19 protein-coding genes, 1 pseudogene and 1 riboswitch are annotated in these 18,523 nt (G+C 43.7%); of the genes and pseudogenes, 10 read left to right on the top strand and 10 right to left on the bottom strand.

Annotated features, from left to right (window positions below):
• Positions 1-32 precede the first annotated feature (32 nt).
• The gene (locus LP667_RS00895; protein ID WP_021730501.1) at positions 33-602 is read right to left on the bottom strand and encodes an ECF transporter S component; all 570 of its coding nucleotides are present in this window, start codon (positions 600-602) and stop codon (positions 33-35) included.
• A gap of 102 nt (positions 603-704) precedes the next feature.
• Positions 705-798: riboswitch (TPP riboswitch) on the bottom strand.
• A 144-nt stretch (positions 799-942) separates the two neighbouring features.
• Between LP667_RS00895 and LP667_RS00900 the strand changes: the two genes are divergently transcribed.
• Both LP667_RS00900 and LP667_RS00905 read left to right on the top strand, forming a co-directional pair.
• Positions 943-1,428: a glutathione peroxidase gene (locus LP667_RS00900; RefSeq protein WP_021730502.1), complete on the top strand. Its 486-nt coding sequence runs from the start codon at positions 943-945 to the stop codon at positions 1,426-1,428.
• 50 nt (positions 1,429-1,478) lie between these two features.
• The gene (locus LP667_RS00905; RefSeq protein ID WP_021730503.1) at positions 1,479-2,309 is read left to right on the top strand and encodes an aldo/keto reductase; all 831 of its coding nucleotides are present in this window, start codon (positions 1,479-1,481) and stop codon (positions 2,307-2,309) included.
• A gap of 506 nt (positions 2,310-2,815) precedes the next feature.
• Here the strand turns inward: LP667_RS00905 and greA are convergent.
• From greA to LP667_RS00920, 3 genes are all read right to left on the bottom strand, one after another.
• Positions 2,816-3,286, bottom strand: a complete 471-nt coding sequence (gene greA, locus LP667_RS00910) for a transcription elongation factor GreA (RefSeq protein WP_003643694.1) — start codon at positions 3,284-3,286, stop codon at positions 2,816-2,818.
• An 85-nt stretch (positions 3,287-3,371) separates the two neighbouring features.
• Positions 3,372-3,785, bottom strand: a complete 414-nt coding sequence (locus tag LP667_RS00915; RefSeq protein WP_021730505.1) for a hypothetical protein — start codon at positions 3,783-3,785, stop codon at positions 3,372-3,374.
• 12 nt (positions 3,786-3,797) lie between these two features.
• Positions 3,798-4,001 (bottom strand): helix-turn-helix transcriptional regulator, encoded by a 204-nt coding sequence (locus LP667_RS00920; protein ID WP_021730506.1) that lies wholly within the window; start codon positions 3,999-4,001, stop codon positions 3,798-3,800.
• A gap of 375 nt (positions 4,002-4,376) precedes the next feature.
• Here LP667_RS00920 and LP667_RS00925 point away from each other — a divergent pair, with 375 nt between their 5' ends.
• On the top strand, positions 4,377-5,090 hold the full coding sequence (locus LP667_RS00925) for a glucosamine-6-phosphate deaminase (RefSeq protein ID WP_021730507.1): 714 nt from the start codon (positions 4,377-4,379) through the stop codon (positions 5,088-5,090).
• Positions 5,091-5,191: 101 nt separating this feature from the next.
• Here the strand turns inward: LP667_RS00925 and LP667_RS00930 are convergent, their stop codons facing one another.
• The 4 genes and pseudogenes from LP667_RS00930 to LP667_RS00945 form a co-directional block, all read right to left on the bottom strand.
• Entirely contained in the window at positions 5,192-5,539 is a 348-nt protein-coding gene (locus tag LP667_RS00930) for a type II toxin-antitoxin system PemK/MazF family toxin (RefSeq protein ID WP_033609259.1), read from the bottom strand.
• Positions 5,539-5,802, bottom strand: a complete 264-nt coding sequence (locus LP667_RS00935; protein ID WP_021730509.1) for an AbrB/MazE/SpoVT family DNA-binding domain-containing protein — start codon at positions 5,800-5,802, stop codon at positions 5,539-5,541. The genes LP667_RS00930 and LP667_RS00935 overlap by 1 nt, the downstream gene beginning before the upstream one ends.
• Positions 5,803-6,021: 219 nt before the next feature.
• Positions 6,022-7,236: an MFS transporter gene (locus LP667_RS00940; protein ID WP_021730510.1), complete on the bottom strand. Its 1,215-nt coding sequence runs from the start codon at positions 7,234-7,236 to the stop codon at positions 6,022-6,024.
• A 53-nt stretch (positions 7,237-7,289) separates the two neighbouring features.
• A pseudogene (locus LP667_RS00945) lies at positions 7,290-8,780 on the bottom strand (FAD-dependent oxidoreductase).
• A 126-nt stretch (positions 8,781-8,906) separates the two neighbouring features.
• On the opposite strand from LP667_RS00945, the gene LP667_RS16925 reads away from it, so the two are divergent.
• Both LP667_RS16925 and LP667_RS00950 read left to right on the top strand, forming a co-directional pair.
• Entirely contained in the window at positions 8,907-9,098 is a 192-nt protein-coding gene (locus LP667_RS16925) for a hypothetical protein (protein ID WP_021730513.1), read from the top strand.
• Positions 9,098-9,826 carry a helix-turn-helix domain-containing protein gene (locus LP667_RS00950; RefSeq protein WP_021730514.1) on the top strand — a complete coding sequence of 243 codons (729 nt, stop codon included), beginning with the start codon at positions 9,098-9,100 and terminating at the stop codon, positions 9,824-9,826. Before LP667_RS16925 ends, LP667_RS00950 begins: the two co-directional genes overlap by 1 nt.
• Before the next feature lie 62 nt (positions 9,827-9,888).
• Here the strand turns inward: LP667_RS00950 and LP667_RS00955 are convergent, their stop codons facing one another.
• Complete coding sequence (locus LP667_RS00955) at positions 9,889-11,304, bottom strand: C69 family dipeptidase (RefSeq protein ID WP_021730515.1); 1,416 nt, start codon at positions 11,302-11,304, stop codon at positions 9,889-9,891.
• A gap of 359 nt (positions 11,305-11,663) precedes the next feature.
• Between LP667_RS00955 and LP667_RS00960 the strand changes: the two genes are divergently transcribed.
• Genes LP667_RS00960 through LP667_RS00975 form a run of 4 tightly spaced genes read left to right on the top strand, consistent with a single transcriptional unit; the run spans position 11,664 to position 17,238 of the window.
• Positions 11,664-13,502 carry a PTS mannitol transporter subunit IIBC gene (locus tag LP667_RS00960; protein ID WP_021730517.1) on the top strand — a complete coding sequence of 613 codons (1,839 nt, stop codon included), beginning with the start codon at positions 11,664-11,666 and terminating at the stop codon, positions 13,500-13,502.
• A 37-nt stretch (positions 13,503-13,539) separates the two neighbouring features.
• Entirely contained in the window at positions 13,540-15,615 is a 2,076-nt protein-coding gene (locus LP667_RS00965) for a BglG family transcription antiterminator (protein WP_021730518.1), read from the top strand.
• A 14-nt stretch (positions 15,616-15,629) separates the two neighbouring features.
• A complete protein-coding gene (locus LP667_RS00970; RefSeq protein ID WP_003641824.1) occupies positions 15,630-16,079 on the top strand; it encodes a PTS mannitol transporter subunit IIA in 450 nt (149 codons plus the stop codon).
• A gap of 1 nt (position 16,080) precedes the next feature.
• A complete protein-coding gene (locus LP667_RS00975) occupies positions 16,081-17,238 on the top strand; it encodes a mannitol-1-phosphate 5-dehydrogenase (protein ID WP_021730519.1) in 1,158 nt (385 codons plus the stop codon).
• Positions 17,239-17,418: 180 nt separating this feature from the next.
• On the opposite strand, the gene LP667_RS00980 is transcribed toward LP667_RS00975, so the two are convergent.
• The gene (locus LP667_RS00980; protein WP_021730520.1) at positions 17,419-17,973 is read right to left on the bottom strand and encodes a MerR family transcriptional regulator; all 555 of its coding nucleotides are present in this window, start codon (positions 17,971-17,973) and stop codon (positions 17,419-17,421) included.
• Between the two features lie 180 nt (positions 17,974-18,153).
• Between LP667_RS00980 and trxA the strand changes: the two genes are divergently transcribed.
• Positions 18,154-18,486: a thioredoxin gene (gene trxA / locus LP667_RS00985; RefSeq protein WP_021730521.1), complete on the top strand. Its 333-nt coding sequence runs from the start codon at positions 18,154-18,156 to the stop codon at positions 18,484-18,486.
• Positions 18,487-18,523: the final 37 nt, after the last annotated feature.

Below are 18,523 nucleotides of genomic sequence, written 5' to 3' on the forward strand. Positions count from 1 at the left end.
GAGAAAGCCTCCATTTATTTTATTAAAGTATATTAGTGTGTTGATTTTAAAACGTGACTGCGGTCCAGTAAGTCAGTAATGGCTTTAGTTAGCAGGCCACCAAAGACAAACATTGAAATAAAGCGGACGACCACGTATAAGATTAAGAGCCATAGCTGTAATTTATAGTAACCATTACGGGCGAGGTCCCAGCCAAACGTGACCACAGTAGTTGTTGCGGCCGCAGCCGTTAAACCTAACCAGTCATAGTGTTTGTAGCCGGTCACAATATAGCCTAATTCAGCGCCAAAACCTTGGACAACGCCTGAAATCAAGGTCGTGATTCCCCATTGTCCACCAAAAAACATTTCGACGGTTGCTGCGAGGAGCTCCCCTAGCGTGGCCGAACCCTTCAAGCGAATCAAGTAACCAGCTAACATCCCCGGCATACACCACAGGCCGAGCAGTAGTTCATTGGCTAAACCACTTAGCCCAAACGGCGTAAGGGCGGCGGTAAGCACATTATAGACAAAGTTAGTCCCCATAAAGATTGCCCCAAAGAAAATACCAATGAGCGCTAGTAAAATAATATCGTTCAAGTACCATGATTTAACCCATTTCATTGTTAAATCCTCCCAAAAATAGTTTGTCATTCACGCATCCAAGCGACAAAAAACGCCTACCACGAGTATCGGTGGCAGGCGGCTAAGTCTGAATTGATGGTTCCCCAAATAAAAGCATTGCTCCCTGCGCTGGCATTGTCCAGATTCAGGTTCAATGGGTATTATCTCAGCCGTGATGGCACCCCAGTTGCTATGAATGATACGTCCAGTGTAACGGATAAGAGCGGTAAGCGCAATCAATATTCTCAGGATGAGAGCAAAGTATGATGAAAAGTCACAATTTTGTGGTTTACTATGGGTAAAGTAACTTAATTGATTAATAATCTTAGGAGGGATCTCGATGGCAGAATCAGTGTATGATTTTACAGAAACTGAGATGAGTGGTGCGCCACTTGACTTGTCACAATATCGCGGTCAGGTCTTGCTAATCGTGAATACGGCTAGCAACTGTGGCCTGGCGCCACAGTTTAAAGGATTAGAAGAACTTTATCAGAAGTATCATCAGGAAGGACTAGTGGTTCTGGGCTTGCCATCTAACCAATTTCATCAAGAAAAGGCGGATGACGACGAGACCCATGACTATTGTCAACGGCACTATGGGGTAACGTTCCCCATGACCAAACGGGTGATGGTTAATGGTGATGACGCTGATCCGTTGTTTACCTACCTCAAACAGGCGGCGGGACATGGCCGAATCAAGTGGAACTTTACAAAATTCTTGATTGGTCGTGATGGTCGTGTGCTCGAACGCTATGCCCCAACGACACGGCCGGCGACGTTTGAAGCAGCGATTCGTGATGCCTTAGCTGATCGTTCAGAAGATTAGCGATAAATTTGACAATGATCGTTTGATTTAAAAGAAAGAAGTGGCTTAGGTTGGAAACTTATACGTTACGTGATGGTTTAACGATACCTAAAATTGGCTTTGGAACATATAAACTGAATGGTGCCCATGGTGTGCAAGTGATTGACTCAGCGATTGACCGCGGCTACCGGTTATTAGATACGGCCTTTAACTATGAAAATGAAGGGGCCGTTGGCGAAGCGGTTCGGCGTTCATCAGTACCACGTTCGGAACTCTTGATTTCATCGAAACTTCCTGGTCGTCACCACATCTACGCGGAAGCTATTAATACGATTCAAGAGTCGTTATATCGAGCTGGCCTGGATTATTATGATTTATATTTGATTCATTGGCCTAACCCTAAGGAAGATCACTATGTTGAAGCTTGGCAGGCACTGATTGATGCCCAGAAGTTAGGCTTGATTCGTTCGATTGGGGTCTCGAATTTCTTACCAGAACATTTAGAACGATTGAACAAAGAAACGGGCGTTTTACCCGTCATTAATCAGGTCGAATTACATCCGTACTTTAACCAGCAGGCACAACGGGATTATGATCAAGCGCACGGTATTTTGACACAGGATTGGAGTCCCCTTGGCCGGGCGAGTGAGATGCTTCAAAATGAGACGCTCAAAGAGATTGCAGCGCACTACCATAAAAATGTTGGTCAGTTGATTTTACGGTGGGAACTACAGTTAGGGACCTTGCCGATTCCGAAGTCGTCAACGCCGAGCCGTCAAGCAGGTAATATGGACGTGTTTGATTTTGAAATCAGTACAGCTGATATGACCACAATTAATGGCTTGAGCCAAGCGGATGGTCGCTTGAATAATCAAGATCCAGCAGTGTACCAGGAATTTTAATTTGAATGATATAGAAAAAAGATAGCGACGTTGTGATGATAACTCGTCGCTATCTTTTTATGGACAACTGCTTGTTTATGATTAGTTTGTGATATCAGCGTAATCGCAATACATGGTGCAGTAGCGGTTGGCTGTTTTCATCTTGAAAGGTCGTGGTAGTATGACAAATACGTTTCTCACACTAGGAAAGGTTTTCAGCCGTGGTCACTCTACCTGTTTGGTTTGCTTTCTTGCAAATCATTTTGAGCATCGCACTAGCGATGTATCAGGTATGGAACTCCAGAAACAAAAAATAGCCACCCCAAAACTTTGGCCGGTATTGGGTGACTGTTCTTTGATTATCTAAATTTAAAGCCAACTGCTCTTAGAGCGGGCCTTGATTCAAGTCGGTATTAACGTACCGGTTTTTTTACTGCCTTTATTTTAACACGTATGCGCTTCAGAAAGTGTATTTTTGATTCAAAAAAATAAAGATAAGCTTCCAATCGATTGGCATAACTATTTTATTACGCGCGCTTAACCGCGATTACCTTAACTTGATAAGCCCCGTTCGGTGCGTTCACAGTGACCACATCGTCAACAGTATGATTAGCGAGCGCTTGACCGATGGGAGATGTGAATGAGATTTTTTGTTGTTCGAGATTGGCTTCCTGTTTTCCAACTAATTGATAGGTGATTTGGTCATGATCATCCAGAAATTCGATGGTCACGAATTTACCGATATCGAGTTGATTGTTGTCAGCTGGTTGAACGATTTGGGCGTATTGCAACTGCTTGTTGAGATAACGCAGGCGGCTTTCTAAGCGCCCCAAGTCCCGTTTGGCACTACTATACTCAGCATTCTCAGAACGATCACCCAGTGCCGCAGCCGCAGCCAGAATTCTGATTCGCTCGGGCCGCTGTTGCTTTAAGTCTTCAATTTCCTGTTCGATGGCATGGTAACCAGTCGAAGTCATTTTGTTAAAAGTTGGTTCCATAGCAAAAACCTCGTGTCCGTTGAATTTCTGGGAATATTTTACCGCAAATGTGATTAGAATGGTACCGTCTAGGTGATATCTGATGTTAATCACGATCGCGCAGGTGGTTGCTATACAGCATGATACCGCTAGTGACAGCGGTCAGGGCGATACCAGCGATCAGACTAATGAACGGCTGATTTATCGCAATCAGGAAGTAGAATAGGGCGGTGAAACCGATTAGTTCAATGAGTGCCCACAGGCCAAGGTAGCGCCATGACCGTTTGGGTTTGTCTTCTATTGGGGTGCTGACATTAACAGACAAAATGATCATAGTAAAAACGGCAATCATCAGGACAATATACAACGGATTGTCGTACGTAAAGGCTTTCTGAAGATTGTTTTTTTGCCAGCCTTGCCAAAATAAAATCAGTAAGATAGCACTATTTTCAATTAACAACGTGGTACGGATGTTCTTGAAATTTTGTAAAATTAAACGTTCGTCACGAATCTTTTTCATGGCAGGGATCTCCTAACTGGGTTCGACCCAAAAGACAGTATCGAGTGTTTGGTTGAGTACGTGACAGAGGTTGAGGCAGAGTTTCAGTGATGGGTTATAGGTGCCCTTTTCAATCAGGCTCAGGGTTTGACGGGTGATGCCAGTCTTTTCGGCGAGCTCTTTTTGTGTGATGCCGGCCATTAACCGGTAATGCTTGACGTGATTCGCGGTTAGCACTTCCCTTTTATGTAATATATATCTTCCGTATGAAGCTATTATAGCATATTTAAATTGGAAAGCAGTAGATGAGTTCTGAATAGCTAAATGAATTAAGCAATGCTATTTCGGCAATTTGTGCAAAAAAATAGCCAATGACTTTGCAGCCTTGGCTAGTCGTGGAGTTTCTCACATTCCACGGAGTTACGAACAAGTTAAGTATAGGCAAAATTATCGAAAAATACAATTAAATTATTAAGGAAGTTCGTCCTGATAGCTTAATGATGGTAACGATTGCAAAAAAGAAAAATAAAATATTTCGAACAAACCTCTTGAATTTTAGTCTAGACCAATATACAATTGGACTATACCAAACAAAGAGGGAGTCAGTTAATTATGAAAGTTATCGTAGTAAAGGATCAAGCTGCCGGCGGAAAAGAAGGCTACAAAGTATTTAAGAATGCTTTAGACAATGGTGCGAAAGTATTTGGGTTGGCAACTGGTTCGACACCCGTTACAACTTACAAAGAAATCGTTAATAGTGACTTAGATTTCAGTGACTGCACATCCGTTAACTTGGATGAATACGTTGGGATTGCACCAGACAACGACCAAAGTTATAAATACTTCATGCAAACACATTTATTCAATGAAAAACCATTTAAGGAATCATTCTTGCCGAACGGTTTAGCTTCAGATCCAGAAGCTGAAGTTAAGCGTTACGACAAAGTGATTGACGAACACCCAATTGACTTACAAATCTTAGGGATTGGCCGTAATGGTCACATTGGCTTTAACGAACCAGGTACTCCCCGCGATATTACGACGCACGTGGTTGATTTAACTGAATCAACGATTGAAGCTAACGCGCGGTTCTTCGCCAGCGAAAATGATGTTCCTAAGCAAGCTTTCTCAATGGGCTTAGCTTCCATCATGAAGAGCAAGCATTTATTGCTCGAAGCCTTCGGCGAAAACAAGGCTGATGCGGTTAAGGGTATGATTGAAGGCCCAGACACCCCTGAATTACCAGCAAGTATCTTGCAAAACCACCCAGACGTTACCGTTATTATTGACGAAGCGGCTGCCAGCAAGTTAAGCAAGAAGTACTAAACCTAATTTAAATAATTTGAAAGCCGTCCTTCATAACGATTGCGTTGTGAAGGACGGCTTTTTAATTTCGACGCTCAAATCGGTTATTGTCCAGTTAGTCTTTAAAAGAATTGCTTAATGTTGGCACTGATTGTGTGGATGGTTTGTTGTGGCAGTGTGGCGACCACTTGATTGTCTGAACGCTTGGCAGGGTCAATTGCTCGGATATGTTGTAACAAGGCAACACCATGGATGCTATCTTCGTTTATCGGTATAAATAACGGTGATTCGACATATTTGTTATTTGTCTGGTACTTGTCAGCGGTGCTGATTGGAATAACCAGAACTGTATTGAAAAAACGATTATACTGATTATTACTGACAATTAGACACGGGCGCTTTTTTCTAGTCTCGGTCCCTTTGGCTGGGTTAAGGTCAATCCATAAAATGTCTCCCTGTTTTAAGCTCATCAATCGAATTCATCACTTTCTAAGTCAGGCCCCCATTCAATTTCTGAGGTACTGAGATTACCGAATTGTTTTTCTTGGTCAGCAACAACTTGCCATAAATCTGGCTTGCTCTTGGCGAGGACAACTGTTCCGTTCGGATTGATTTGCCAATTAATCGTGTCATTTGATCCGATATCTAACAATTCACGAATAGTTTTAGGAATGGTTACCTGATTCTTGCTAGTGATTTTTGAACTAACTAGCGTTGTGTGATTAGAACTCATTGTCATCACTCCTTACATTTTCCTTACATGAAGCATAACATGATGAAGGAGGCAGTACCAAATATTATGCCTCATTAAAAAACAATTCTGAGCATGGTGAGACTAACAATTGAATGAGAATTATGACGATTATAAGATGTGCAGACAATAGACGAGAAAGCGCACCGTGGGACCAATATGATGCGCTTTCTCGTCTATTATTGATATTAAGCGGCTATCTTACAATTGCGCAGCCGCCGTTACTAGTTTCTTCTGGAATTGAAGTCCCATACATAGCACACCTAGGAGCAGCGCAATGACGCCGCTGACCACGAAGACGTTAATTCCCATACCAGCAACTAACTTAGTTAATGGATTAACGACGAAAGGACTAACTACGCCTCCGATTGAATAAATCGCGACGTATACACCTAAGGCCATCGAAACACTATTTTTGCCAACTGAAATCGAAATCAAATATGGAAATTGTCCCATCGCGATACTCATGGCAGCCCCCACGACGAAGCTACCCACGAAGGCTAACCACAATGAATGACCAAAGCCAATCAATAGGTAGGATAGGCCGTATAAGATAAATGAGATTGTAATCGATGAGTATTTGAACCGTTTGCCAATGACACCTACGATCAAGCCACATAACATCCCACCAATCAATGAAACGGTTGACGTCAGGGCAGCTTGTGAAGTTGCACCAAGCTTTTCTTCGACCACGAATAATGAAATATTGTTGTTCAAAACATTATTTAAGAGTAACGTGCAGAATCCCCAGAATGCACAGTAAAAGACATATTTGTTGAGCTTGATTTGTTCGCCGGTGCCCTGGTCATCTGCCGCATTAACGGTTGCCGGATGCATCGGGACTAACGTTAAAATCACAACCAGAACAAGCACTGAGAATAAGTAGATCCAGTAATTATTGACCCAACCGCTTGTTGCAGCTAGCTGGCCGCCGCCCATGATAAAGACGATACCACCAAGATTGGTGAAGGTCGTTGTTAAGCCCATAGTCGACTGACGTTCGGTTTCTGGTAGCATTTGAGAAATCAATACTTGCGACAAATTGGTGCAAGCACCTTGGCCTAGGCCAACCAAGCAAGAACAAAATAGCAGGAACATGAAATTTGTATGGAAGGCTAATGGCAGGAAGCCACCGACAATTACTAAAATAGCGGCGCTGAGTGTCAATGTCTTTAGGTTGAGTTTAGTTGCTGTTAGTTTTCCAATAATCAACCCTGCCAACATCATGAATAGGTTCGGTAATGATGTTAACATCTGGACACTGGTATTGCTGAGTGAAAAATTAGATGCAATTGCGGCATAGGATGGGGTGATTGCGAGCGCTGCCATGCCCATTGAACTGACTGCAAGCACGCCAATCCGGGTCTTAGAGACGTAGCTTTTACTTGGTACCGATATCGATTTTGTTGTTTCCATGCTGGACATCCCCTTAAATAATGAATCAATATTTAATTTATGATAATTATGATTTAGTCGACTGCGGCGAATCTTTCTTTTACGTAATCCGCTGCGCTTGTTCCTGCAATGCGGCCAGAAGTCCAAGTAAATCCAGAGGCAAGTCCTTCAAATGCAGGGTAGCTGTGCCCCTCATAGTAACCACCAGTATAGAGGCCAGGAATAGGTTTGAAATCGTCATCTAAAACGGCGAGATTTCGATCTACCCGGACACCACCGACTGTGCCAAGATAGGCTGCTTGGCTAACAAAGGCGTAGAAGGGACCGGCGCTAATTGGATATTCCAAAGATTGTGAGCGCTTACTAAATTCGTTATCGTTTTTGGACGCGACAGCTTGATTATAAGTGGCAACGGTCTGGTTCAGTGTTGAAGAATCCATACCAGCATTAGTAGCTAATTCAGTGAGAGTAGCACCCTTAAAGGCCGTTTTGCCAGCGACAGCTTCTTCAGCTAATGCGGTAAAGTCACCACTGCCAGTTGCTGCACCGGGACCTGCTTGGGAAACTTCTTCGCGATTATGGTCAGCAGTGAATGTATCGAGAGTGTTCTGATCCACGATGAAGAGATAGTGTCCACCCTGAGACCAAGCAGCATTCGCCCATTCGACAGTATCGTAGACCACATCTTCGTTGGTAAAGCGTTGTCCCTGCATGTTGACCCAGAGTTGTGGCGTTAATAATAATTGGGTTAATGGGCTGCCGGAAAAACCAGCAAGGTGTTGCTGGGAAGTCTTTTGAGTGACTTGGGATTTAGCTAGTTGGGCAGCATGAATGAGCGCATGACTGTCGATGTCAGTACCGCCAGCTTTAACCATAGCAGCCAGGCCTTCACCGTTATTTGGAACACCTAAGGTTCGCAGATGCTTGGTGTGCATGGTTTGAGCGACCTTTTTACGATCACCACCGTATCCACCGGTTGCCACAACGACTGCGTGGGCGGTGATTGTTAGCTGGTCACCTGAAGTGGTTGTGGCCGTTGCGCCAGTGACCGCCCCGTTGGTGATTGCCAAGTCAGTAAAGGTCGTATTAAAGTGAAAGTCGACACCGGCAGCCGTTAACGTTTGTTGAATACGTTGATAGCTCTCGTCCTTATGTTGGTACATATGATAGGAGCCGCCGCGATAGTCATTATTACGATGCGCAAACTGGGTCGTATGGGTAGTTGGATTGAGTTTGATTTCCATTCCCATTTGTTCCAACCAAGCTAAAGTGTTCGCCGAACGGTTAACGATTCGAGCGAGCAGAGTGCCATTGGATAAATAGTGATTGTAGTCGGCCAGTTGCGCAATGGCTTCTTGAGTTGTCACGTTAATACCAGCTTACCGTTGTTCCCGACTATTAATAGCAAAAAATCCACTTGAGATTTTTGTGTTGCCGCCAATTTGTGATTGCTTTTCAATGACGGTGACTTTAAGTCCTTGGGTAACGGCCGCATAGGCAGCGGCTAGCCCAGTGCCGCCCGTACCTGCGATTAAGATATCAGTATCAATTGTTTGATTAGTCATAATAGTGACACTCCCTTATTCGAATTTACAAAGTCAGTATAAAGCTAAAACATGCACAAGTTGATAGTGTATAATATCCTCATTAGTATGTTTATATATCTTTTAAGGGATTGACGGGTGGTAATAATGGCTTATGTAGAGACAATCAACAGCAATTATCAATTGAAAGAAGACGATTTCATCGGCTTGCATCGTAATTGTCTTTCAAATTCACCGAGTAGCAGTTCAGAGTTTCACATTCGCTTTATTGTGAGCCATAATTTTGCTGAATTAACATTACCGGAAAGTATGTGGCACTGTCACCAGATGATATTGTAATGGTTTCATCTACGCAGCCAATTAATATTATTAATAGGGGGGCACCGGTAAAGTTAACTGTTTTTGCGGAGCGCTTGCACGCGCCTACCCCATTAAACTTGGTCGTTGTCGGTGATAATCCGATGGTTCATGATTTAATGAATGCGGGTGAACAAACATTGCGGTTTATTGTTTACCGACAACTACAAAACCAGGTAACCCGCCGGTACTTTGATTTGTTGTCGGAGTTGGAACGGCAAGATTTGCAAGATGTTTTTATTGATTATCAACGAGAGATGACGGTGGGATTGTTAATGACAGAACTGTTACGGCATCACGAGGAACGGATCTCGATTACAGATTCGTATTTTCCTGGTAAAAATATTCGGCATGTTAATGCGGATACGCAATCAGGAATGATTTTCACGTATTTAGTTGCCCATAGCGCAGATGCGACGTTAAAAGAAACGGCATGTTACTTTGGTTATGATAAAAACTATTTTTCAAGATTGTGCCGGCGATTGTTCAACAAGAGCTTTTCAGAACAATTAACATTTATTCGTATTGAACTGGCCAAACGGATGCTGGCATTTTCTAATAAGCGGATTGAACAAATTGCCGTTGAATTAGGTTATAAAAATAATAGTAGTTTCTTTACTGCGTTCAAACGTGAAGTGGCGATGACCCCAAATGATTATCGGGAACAGCATGGGTATCGGCTGGCACATCAGCATATCAACGGTAATTGATTTAAAAATATGAAACGGCACGTTGCTGGAGTATCCCAGTAACGTGCCGTTGTTGATTTTGCCTATAGATTTTGTCCTTTTTCCCAAGTCGTTTTCGATAACAACAGCCCTTGCTTAACCAAAGTATCAAACAACGCATGGGTCCGGTTGGAAACTTCGGCGGCAGTTTCGGCGTTGGCCTTCGTCAAAAAGTCGGTCGCGTTACCAGTAATGGTCGCATCGGTTGCGGCAACCCGGCTACGGGCATATGATTGGCAACCGTCACGATAAGCATTAACGGTTTCAGAAAATTCATGCCAGTGTGGTTCAATCAAGACGGAGAGGGTCTTTGACAACCAGTAGACGTTATCAACGCTGACCGTGCTAGTTGTATTATGATAGTCCACCGGTGTGTCATTGATGTTGGTAAAGAATGGCACGTATGGGGCATAGGCGAAGAAACCTAGTGCGATCCATTGAATGGCGGCTTGTTTAGCAGGAACGTCATTCCGGATTTGCAGAATAGATGAGCACTGATTACGATCCATCGCGATAGACCGGTAACGGGTTTGTTCGCGGGTGTTACCAGAAGCGAAAGTGCCAAATGGATCGTAAGGCGTCCCGTTATAATGTGAAGACAAGAAGAACTGGACGTCTTCAATAGCCAATTTTTTGCTTGGTTGTCGGAAGAGCGGCATGTTTTGATCAGTTGGATTTTGATCGATTTCGGGATTAAATAGTTTTTGGCCATACCAGGTCCGTGGAGTGTTGTAATAAGCATCCGCTTCACTTTGGGTGCCAAAAATCTCACGGAAATTAAAGTGACCGGGTGCTGGGTTGAGGTGATACTTCTCAACGAAGTCCACTAAATCACTGGCACCCAGGAAATTGTCAGTATCACTGAGATCCATCTCTTGCACCACTGTTTGGTTGGGAACAATTGCGTAGGTGTCTTCGGGCATCCGAACCGCCCCCCAATGGTGACCACCAGCGGTTTCGAACAACCAGATATCGTCGTGATCGTTAAAGGCGATACTGTTACTTTCACCAGTCCCATACTTTTCGATTAGGGCGCCTAAGCGTTGGACGCCTTCCTTAGCACTTTTAATGTAGGGCAAAACGAGGGTGACCATGGCTTCTTCATCCACGCCGTCATGAACCAGTGGATCGTAACCGAGTACGCGGGCGTTGGTGGCAGTGGTTTCAGTTGCGCTCATCCCGACGTTTAATTCGTTGATCCCAGCTTCCTCGTACTGACCATCACTTTGATCGGCTTGGGGGGTTGCAGTATAGCGATAGGCATGATCAGGTAGCGGAACGGTGACGCCGGTAGTTACGGAAGTGTAGCTGGCGTTAGTTTGGTCGTGGGCTTCGTGCACAATAAACTTAATCGGATTAATTGGGCCGTAGCCATCTTCGTTGCGGGCAACGATGGTCGAACCATCCATGCTGGCGGCTTTCCCAATTAATATTTCAGTACAATCTGAATCTTTCTTCATTAGTAGGTCACTCCTTAGTTATCTATAAGTATAGGAGCTTGGTGGCGAAATTCAAAGGCATCTTGAATTTTAGCGACAAAATAATAAATTGATGAGAATCATATCGGTCATAAAGTGTGTCGATTAATTAAAATCATTTGTGAAAACGCAATCATAACTGATGTGGACAATTTATCAATATTGCGATTGTTACTGTTTTGACAGCGTTTTGGAATTTTGTGCCAACTTATTTGTTTGTGAATCTGTGAGTTTAATTCTGGCACAGTTTCCTGTGCCACGGGTCTACCTAGAAGTTCTTGAAACCGCTTACCGTGGCGGATATGATTAAGTTGTTAAGAAAAAGGAAGGAGCTTTACCTGATGAGTGAAAATGTAAATACGAATGCAACCCAAAGCGCTCCTGTTGCGAAAAAGAAACTGGGCGTTAAGGCTCGCGTTCAAAAATTTGGGAGTGCACTAAGTAATATGGTTATGCCGAACATCGGTGCCTTCATTGCTTGGGGCTTAATTACCGCCATCTTTATGGCCGGTGGTTGGTGGCCAAATGCTGGATTAGCTAAGATGATTCAGCCCATGGTCCATTATTTATTGCCATTATTGATAGCGTTTACTGGTGGGACTTTGTTTGCCGGTCACCGTGGTGGGGTCGTTGGTGCGATCGCTACTATGGGTGTCATTGTTGGTTCTTCGATTCCAATGTTTATCGGTGCCATGATTATGGGACCTTTAGGTGGTTGGTGCATTAAGAAGTGGGATGATGCCATTTCTGATAAGATTAAGAGCGGCTTTGAAATGTTGGTTAACAACTTCTCTGCTGGGATTATCGGGATGCTGTTAGCAATCCTTGGCTACTTTGCAATCGGCCCATTGGTTGCTGGTGCGAGTGCTGCTATGGCCGCTGGTGTTGACTGGATCATTAAGATGAAGCTATTGCCATTAGCCAACGTCTTCATTGAACCGGCCAAGATTTTATTCTTAAATAACGCGATTAACCAAGGTATTTTGACACCACTTGGGATTCAAGCTGCATCTAGTGCGGGTAAGTCAATTCTGTTCTTACTTGAACCAGATCCAGGTCCAGGTCTTGGGGTATTATTAGCCTTTGCCTTGTTCGGTAAGGGGACTGCTAAGGCCTCCGCACCAAGTGCGATTATTATCCATTTCCTTGGTGGGATTCATGAAATTTACTTCCCATACGTATTAATGAAGCCAGCGTTGTTCCTAGCTGTTATCGCTGGTGGGGTTACTGGGACGGCCACCTTTAGTTTACTAAACGTTGGTTTACGTTCAACGCCTTCACCTGGTTCAATTATTTCGTTACTATTAATGTCACCAAAGAGTGTTTCTAACTACATTGGTTTAATTATCGGGGTAACGTTAGCAACCTTAGCATCGTTTATCGTTGCGGCGATTGTTTTGAAACGTGATAAGTCAACTGATAGTGATGACTTAGCCGCTGCTCAAGGTAAAATGAGCGACATGAAGAGCGGTAATACTGAAGCCGGCAGTGCAACTGACGCTGAACCAGCTGATGTAATCGCTTCATACAAAGATGTTGACCATATTATCTTTGCCTGCGATGCCGGAATGGGATCATCTGCAATGGGTGCTTCCTTATTACGGGACAAGGTCAAGAAGGCCGGCATTAGCATGTCTGTCACGAACACGGCGATTAGCAATTTGAAAGACGAACCTGGTTTATTGGTTATTACTCAAAATGAATTAGCCGACCGTGCGGCACAAAAAGCACCACACGCCTTACGGTTAGCCGTTGACAACTTCTTGAGCAGTCCAAAGTATGATCAAGTTGTGGTTAACTTAAAAGCTCGTGATCAAGTTAGTGAGACTGCGCCTGCATCCGCAGCACCACAAGCAACCGCAGATGCGCCTGACGAATTGCCAGCTAACTTAGATTTGAGTGTTGTTGATGAAATTGTCTTTGTTCACCACGATGGTCATTTAGGAACGGCTACAATGGCAACATCCTTAATGAAGGATCGGGTCAAGAAAGCCAACAAACATGTGAGTGTTAAGAACTTAGGCATTGACGAATTGGCTGATAATAATAGTTTGTTAGTGGTTTCAAGTGCTGAAGCAGCCAAGAACTTGAAGACGCGTTACACGCAAGTTCAAGTCCTGATTACTGACGATCTATTGAGCTCACCTAAGTATGATAAGATGGTATCAGAATTGAAATAAAATGATATTATTACCATTTATCGTATGAGGTGGCACCATGGTTAAGTTTACACAACGTCAAGATGAGTTGTTACAGTTACTGCTAGCGAATCCCAATGGTCTTTCAATGAGTCAGATTGAAACCGGTCTCAATAGTAGTCGGCGAACGATTTATCGCGAGTTCAGCAATTTGGAATTAGTACTAGCCAATGCTGATTTAAAGATTATTAATGAGAAGCACCACTTCCAACTAAGTGGTTCACAAACAGCACTGACTGAGTTTCAAGGTCAATTAACAGCAGAGCGCAGAATTGCCCCAGCGTTTGATTCGCAAACGCGCCAGAATGCCCTGGCTTGCCGGTTGTTAATGACGGACCATTCCGTAAAGTTAAAAGAACTTGCACTTGACTTTGATGTGAGTGTTGCAACGATTTCAAATGATTTAACGGCATTAGCAACACCCTTTGCCGACTACGATTTATCGATTGAACGGCTGAAGTCCCGGGGTATTCAGGTGGCGGGAACTGAGGGTAGCATTCGCAACCTGTTTGCCACCATCTTGAATAATGAAATCAACGACTATGAGTTTTTTAAAACAATTGGAAAGCTGAACCAAGGTTTGGCGGTGTCAGCGAGTGATGAACAATCGTATTTTTTGAACTTACTGGATGCCCAGACGTTGATTACATGTTATCAAGCGGTGCGCAGTCTAAAGAAGAAGTACTTTGCATCAGTGCCAGATGGTCAGCTGCAACAGCTGATTATCACGTTGACGACGGGGGTCATGCGATTACAACATGACCGGCGTGTCACGTACTTGCGCGGGATTAATCGGGATGATTTCTTGAAGTATCAACGGATCGCCCTTGCAATCATGACGCAATTACCCACTGAGATTAAGACGGTGGTGACCGGAGCTGAGATTGATTTTCTCGCCCAGCAGATTAAAGGGCTGACATTTCGAATTGATCAGGATGCGTCACTATCGAATTATGATTTGCAATTAACTTATCGGGTTAAAAAGTTGATTGACGCGGTCGCGACGAACTTTAATTGGTCGTTTGGAACGGATGACCGCTTGTTGAATAACTTGACGGCTCATATGCAAATTGCCTTACAGCGTAATGGTGTTACCGGCCCGGTGCCACCCACTTCAGAGTTACAAGAGGTGCGTGAACAGTATCCCAAACTGTATTCGGCAGTGGTGCGCGGCTTTGCAACGGTCTTTACGGATCAAGATTTTACAACCGATGAGCTGACGTACTTGTTGATCCACTTTGCTAGTACGTATGAGCAACAGTTGAGTCATCAGGCGCTCAAAGTCTTAGTACTATGTCCGAATGGGATGACGACGGCTCGAATCTTAAAAACACGGTTGATGCGCTTAGTTCCTGAAATCACAGCTATCGAAGTTGCCCGAATCGGGAATTTAGGTCAAGTTAACTTACAGGACTTTGACATGATTTTATCAACGACGACGTTGCCTGGATTTAAGCTGAATTATCGAGTGGTCAGTCCGCTGTTGCTGGAAAACGAAGTTACTGCGTTGCGCGAATACATTCATCAGTATTTTCCAAGCACCAAAGTGGTCGATTCACCGGTTGATGAGCCAACGAAACTCAATTTGGATTTCGATACCGTTTATCAACAGATGACGATTGCCAAACAAATCTTAGACCGCTTTACCATTACACCGATTCGCAACGATGATGAGACGGTGGCCGAGACGCTAGTTAAGATCACGCGGCATATTGATTCGAACTTGATCCATGATCCGCTAGAAGTTGCGGGTCGGTTGTTACACCGCTTAGGACTGGCGCCGGTCGGTATTCCCAATACGAACTTGGCGTTGGTGCATACGTTAAGTCAGGAAGTCACAGCACCTTATTGTGCGATTTTCGAACTTGATCAACCATTACCATTTAAGAGTATGGATAACCAATCGATTCGGTTGCAACGAATCGTCCTGATGCTCGGACCTGCCAATATCAGCGATTTTGAAAATCGGTTGATGGGTAAGTTAAGCGCGCTAGTCATTGAAAGTCAGGCCAATACGCAGACGTTTATGACTGGTGATCGCCAGCAACTTTATCAATTAATTAGTAAAGCATTTTTGAACGAACTAACGAAATAGCGTAGGTGAAAACAATGGAAGCTTTAGATAAGAAAATGATTGCGTTGAACCAACAAGTGGCAACGCAAGAAGAAGGCATCCGCTTAGCCGGTCAATTATTGGTTGATGGCGGTTGTGTCGAACCAGAATACATTGATGCAATGCAGGCTCGTAATCAGGATGTCTCCGTATATATGGGTAATTTCATTGCCATCCCCCATGGTACTGAAGATGGCATGAAGTATATTAAAAAGACCGGGATTTCCGTGGTCCAAGTACCAATGGGTGTGAGCTGGGGTAATCCAGATGATAACGACGATGATAAGACTGTAACGGTTATCTTCGGAATCGCTGGGTTGAACGGTGAACACTTGAACCTCTTGTCTCAGATTGCCATATACTGCAGCGACGTGGCTAACGTTGCCAAGTTAGCGGACGCTCAATCTGAAGATGAAATCATAAATCTATTAAAGGAAGTTGATTAGTATGTTAGACGTACATTTTGGCGCAGGGAATATTGGTCGGGGCTTCATTGGCGAAACCTTGGCTGACAACGGGTTTAAGATTACTTTCGTTGATGTTAACGATACTTTGATTGACGAATTAAACAAACGGAATGGTTATACCATTGAATTGGCTGCTGAAGGCCAAGAACATATTGAAGTTCACGATGTTAAAGGGATTAATAACGGTAAGGATCCTAAGGCGGTTGCTGAAGAAATTGCCCAAGCCGATATGGTTACGACTGCGATTGGACCTAAGATCTTGAAGTTCATCGCGCCATTAATTGCTGACGGGTTAAAGTTACGGCAAGCTAACAACAATACGACACCAATTGATATCATTGCTTGTGAAAACATGATTGGCGGGAGTCAGTCATTAAAGCAATCCGTTTATGAATCATTAAATGAAGACGAACAAGCTTGGGCTGACCAAAATGCAGGCTTCCCCAATGCCGCTGTTGACCGGATCGTGCCGCTTCAAAAGCATGATGATCCATTGTTCGTTTCAGTTGAACCATTCAAGGAATGGGTTATCGACAAGTCCCAGATGAAGAACCCTAAGATTCAATTAAAGGGTGTTGATTATGCTGACGACTTGGAACCATACATTGAACGGAAACTCTTCTCCGTTAACACGGGTCATGCCACTGTTGCCTATACTGGTAACATGAAGGGCTACAAGACGATCGGCGAAGCGGTCAAGGATGACAGTGTTGTTGACCAAGCTAAGCACGTCTTAGGTGAAACCGGTGATTTGTTGATTCAAAAGTGGGGCTTTGATCCTGAAGTGCACCATGCTTATCAAAAGAAGATTTTGAGTCGGTTTGAAAACCCATATATCTCTGATGATATTGAACGGGTCGGCCGGACACCAATTCGGAAATTAGGTTTCAACGAACGTTTCATTCGCCCAATTCGGGAATTGAAGGAACGTGGTCGCGATTACAGCGCCTTAGTTGATACAGTTGGTGAAATGTTCTTCTTCAACTATCCTAATGATAGTGAAAGTGTTAAGTTACAACAATTATTGAAGGACGAACCAATCGAACAAGTCATTCGCGAAACAACTGACTTAAAAGATGAAGATTTAGTTAATGAAATTAAAGCTGCTTACGAAAAGCATTTAGCTGCGACTAAGTAGATTGCTCAAAAAACTAGTTACTAACCGCCATGGTAATTAGACAAAAAATCGCTCAGAGTTAATTTCTGGGCGATTTTTTGCGTATTAAGTAAATAAAACGAATGATAACTTTACTAGTTTGAACATGATTATGGATGGACCTAAACGATTGACAAATAAATGAGCTTAATAGACCTCACGCTATTTTTCCCAGAAATGCCACCATGGTTTAGCGGCTTGACTTGCTTGTTGATCAAGCCGAACGAGTACTTGATTCAACCGTTCACTGAGTGAGTCCAAGCGACGGATAATCATTTCTTGTTGCCTGTATAGCTCAGCGTTACTAGGACCATCTGGCTTAGCTGCTGGTGCCATTTTATTAGGGTCAATTGATTTGGATGTTGGTGTAGCTTCAGGGACTTTTTCTGTCTTATTAGACTGAGTCATGGTTGTCGGTTTCGCCATTGGTTGCTTAGTTGTCGTAGCTATTTTTGCACCAAAAGCTCGTCCCAACGCGGTTGCTAATGTTGTTCCCTGTTCTGCGAGTTCGATGGCTGCCTGAAAAGTCTTTAGATCGGCGGCAGTGTATAGGCGATGACTGTTATCGGCAGGTCGGAAGCGATTTTCATCATTAAGTTGTTTTTCGACCATGGTGCTGTATTTGCGCAATGTCACGGCTTTAATACCAAGTTGTTCAGCGGCAACGGAAGCGACTAATTCGGAGTCCTGTTCAGGACTGATCGTTTGTGTAGGCACAAGAATTCCTCCTTTAAGTTGTATCGTTTCTATAACGCTATTATATCGAATTTTTAGTTGATGGGACACCGATATACTAAGATTTTGTGACCTATGTACGTGATTCAGACCCATAAATCGTAATTTCAAGGGGAAACATGCTATGATAGAACGGAAATCAATTGGAAATGAGGATTAGACATGATCGAACCAGTCGATAAGACGACTTTTGCGACGGTTGCGGACGATACCGCACTAACGGTGGTTGATTTTTGGGCCGATTGGTGTGGCCCTTGTAAGATGCAGGAGCCAGTGCTTGAAGCGCTAGATGAGCTGTATGATGGACGAGTTAAATTTGTGTCACTTGATGTTGATCAACATCAGGAAATTGCGCAACAGTTTGAAATTATGAGTATCCCGGCGTTGGTCATTTTTAAGAACGGTCAACCGGCCGAAAAGGTAGTTGGCTTTCATCCGCAAGCGGCGTTGAAGAAGTATCTGGATCAGAAGTTAGCGGAAGTAACGACTGCCTAACCGTTAACTTTTGATGTGTGTTAAAGCGAACAATAGG

This window comes from Lactiplantibacillus paraplantarum (genome assembly GCF_003641145.1).
In the GTDB taxonomy this organism is placed as follows: domain Bacteria; phylum Bacillota; class Bacilli; order Lactobacillales; family Lactobacillaceae; genus Lactiplantibacillus; species Lactiplantibacillus paraplantarum.

Bases quoted from the DNA above. Each gene is read 5' to 3' on its own strand.
- LP667_RS00970 (WP_003641824.1), top strand. From the start codon at position 15,630: ATGGAAGCTTTAGATAAGAAAATGATTGCGTTGAACCAACAAGTGGCA.
- LP667_RS00900 (WP_021730502.1), top strand. From the start codon at position 943: ATGGCAGAATCAGTGTATGATTTTACAGAAACTGAGATGAGTGGTGCG.
- LP667_RS00960 (WP_021730517.1), top strand. From the start codon at position 11,664: ATGAGTGAAAATGTAAATACGAATGCAACCCAAAGCGCTCCTGTTGCG.
- LP667_RS00965 (WP_021730518.1), top strand. From the start codon at position 13,540: ATGGTTAAGTTTACACAACGTCAAGATGAGTTGTTACAGTTACTGCTA.
- LP667_RS00975 (WP_021730519.1), top strand. From the start codon at position 16,081: ATGTTAGACGTACATTTTGGCGCAGGGAATATTGGTCGGGGCTTCATT.
- LP667_RS00930 (WP_033609259.1), bottom strand. From the start codon at position 5,539: ATGAGCTTAAAACAGGGAGACATTTTATGGATTGACCTTAACCCAGCC.
- LP667_RS00935 (WP_021730509.1), bottom strand. From the start codon at position 5,802: ATGAGTTCTAATCACACAACGCTAGTTAGTTCAAAAATCACTAGCAAG.
- LP667_RS00955 (WP_021730515.1), bottom strand. From the start codon at position 11,304: ATGAAGAAAGATTCAGATTGTACTGAAATATTAATTGGGAAAGCCGCC.
- greA (WP_003643694.1), bottom strand. From the start codon at position 3,286: ATGGAACCAACTTTTAACAAAATGACTTCGACTGGTTACCATGCCATC.
- LP667_RS00950 (WP_021730514.1), top strand. From the start codon at position 9,098: ATGGTTTCATCTACGCAGCCAATTAATATTATTAATAGGGGGGCACCG.
- LP667_RS00925 (WP_021730507.1), top strand. From the start codon at position 4,377: ATGAAAGTTATCGTAGTAAAGGATCAAGCTGCCGGCGGAAAAGAAGGC.
- LP667_RS16925 (WP_021730513.1), top strand. From the start codon at position 8,907: ATGGCTTATGTAGAGACAATCAACAGCAATTATCAATTGAAAGAAGAC.
- LP667_RS00915 (WP_021730505.1), bottom strand. From the start codon at position 3,785: ATGAAAAAGATTCGTGACGAACGTTTAATTTTACAAAATTTCAAGAAC.
- LP667_RS00895 (WP_021730501.1), bottom strand. From the start codon at position 602: ATGAAATGGGTTAAATCATGGTACTTGAACGATATTATTTTACTAGCG.
- LP667_RS00940 (WP_021730510.1), bottom strand. From the start codon at position 7,236: ATGGAAACAACAAAATCGATATCGGTACCAAGTAAAAGCTACGTCTCT.
- trxA (WP_021730521.1), top strand. From the start codon at position 18,154: ATGATCGAACCAGTCGATAAGACGACTTTTGCGACGGTTGCGGACGAT.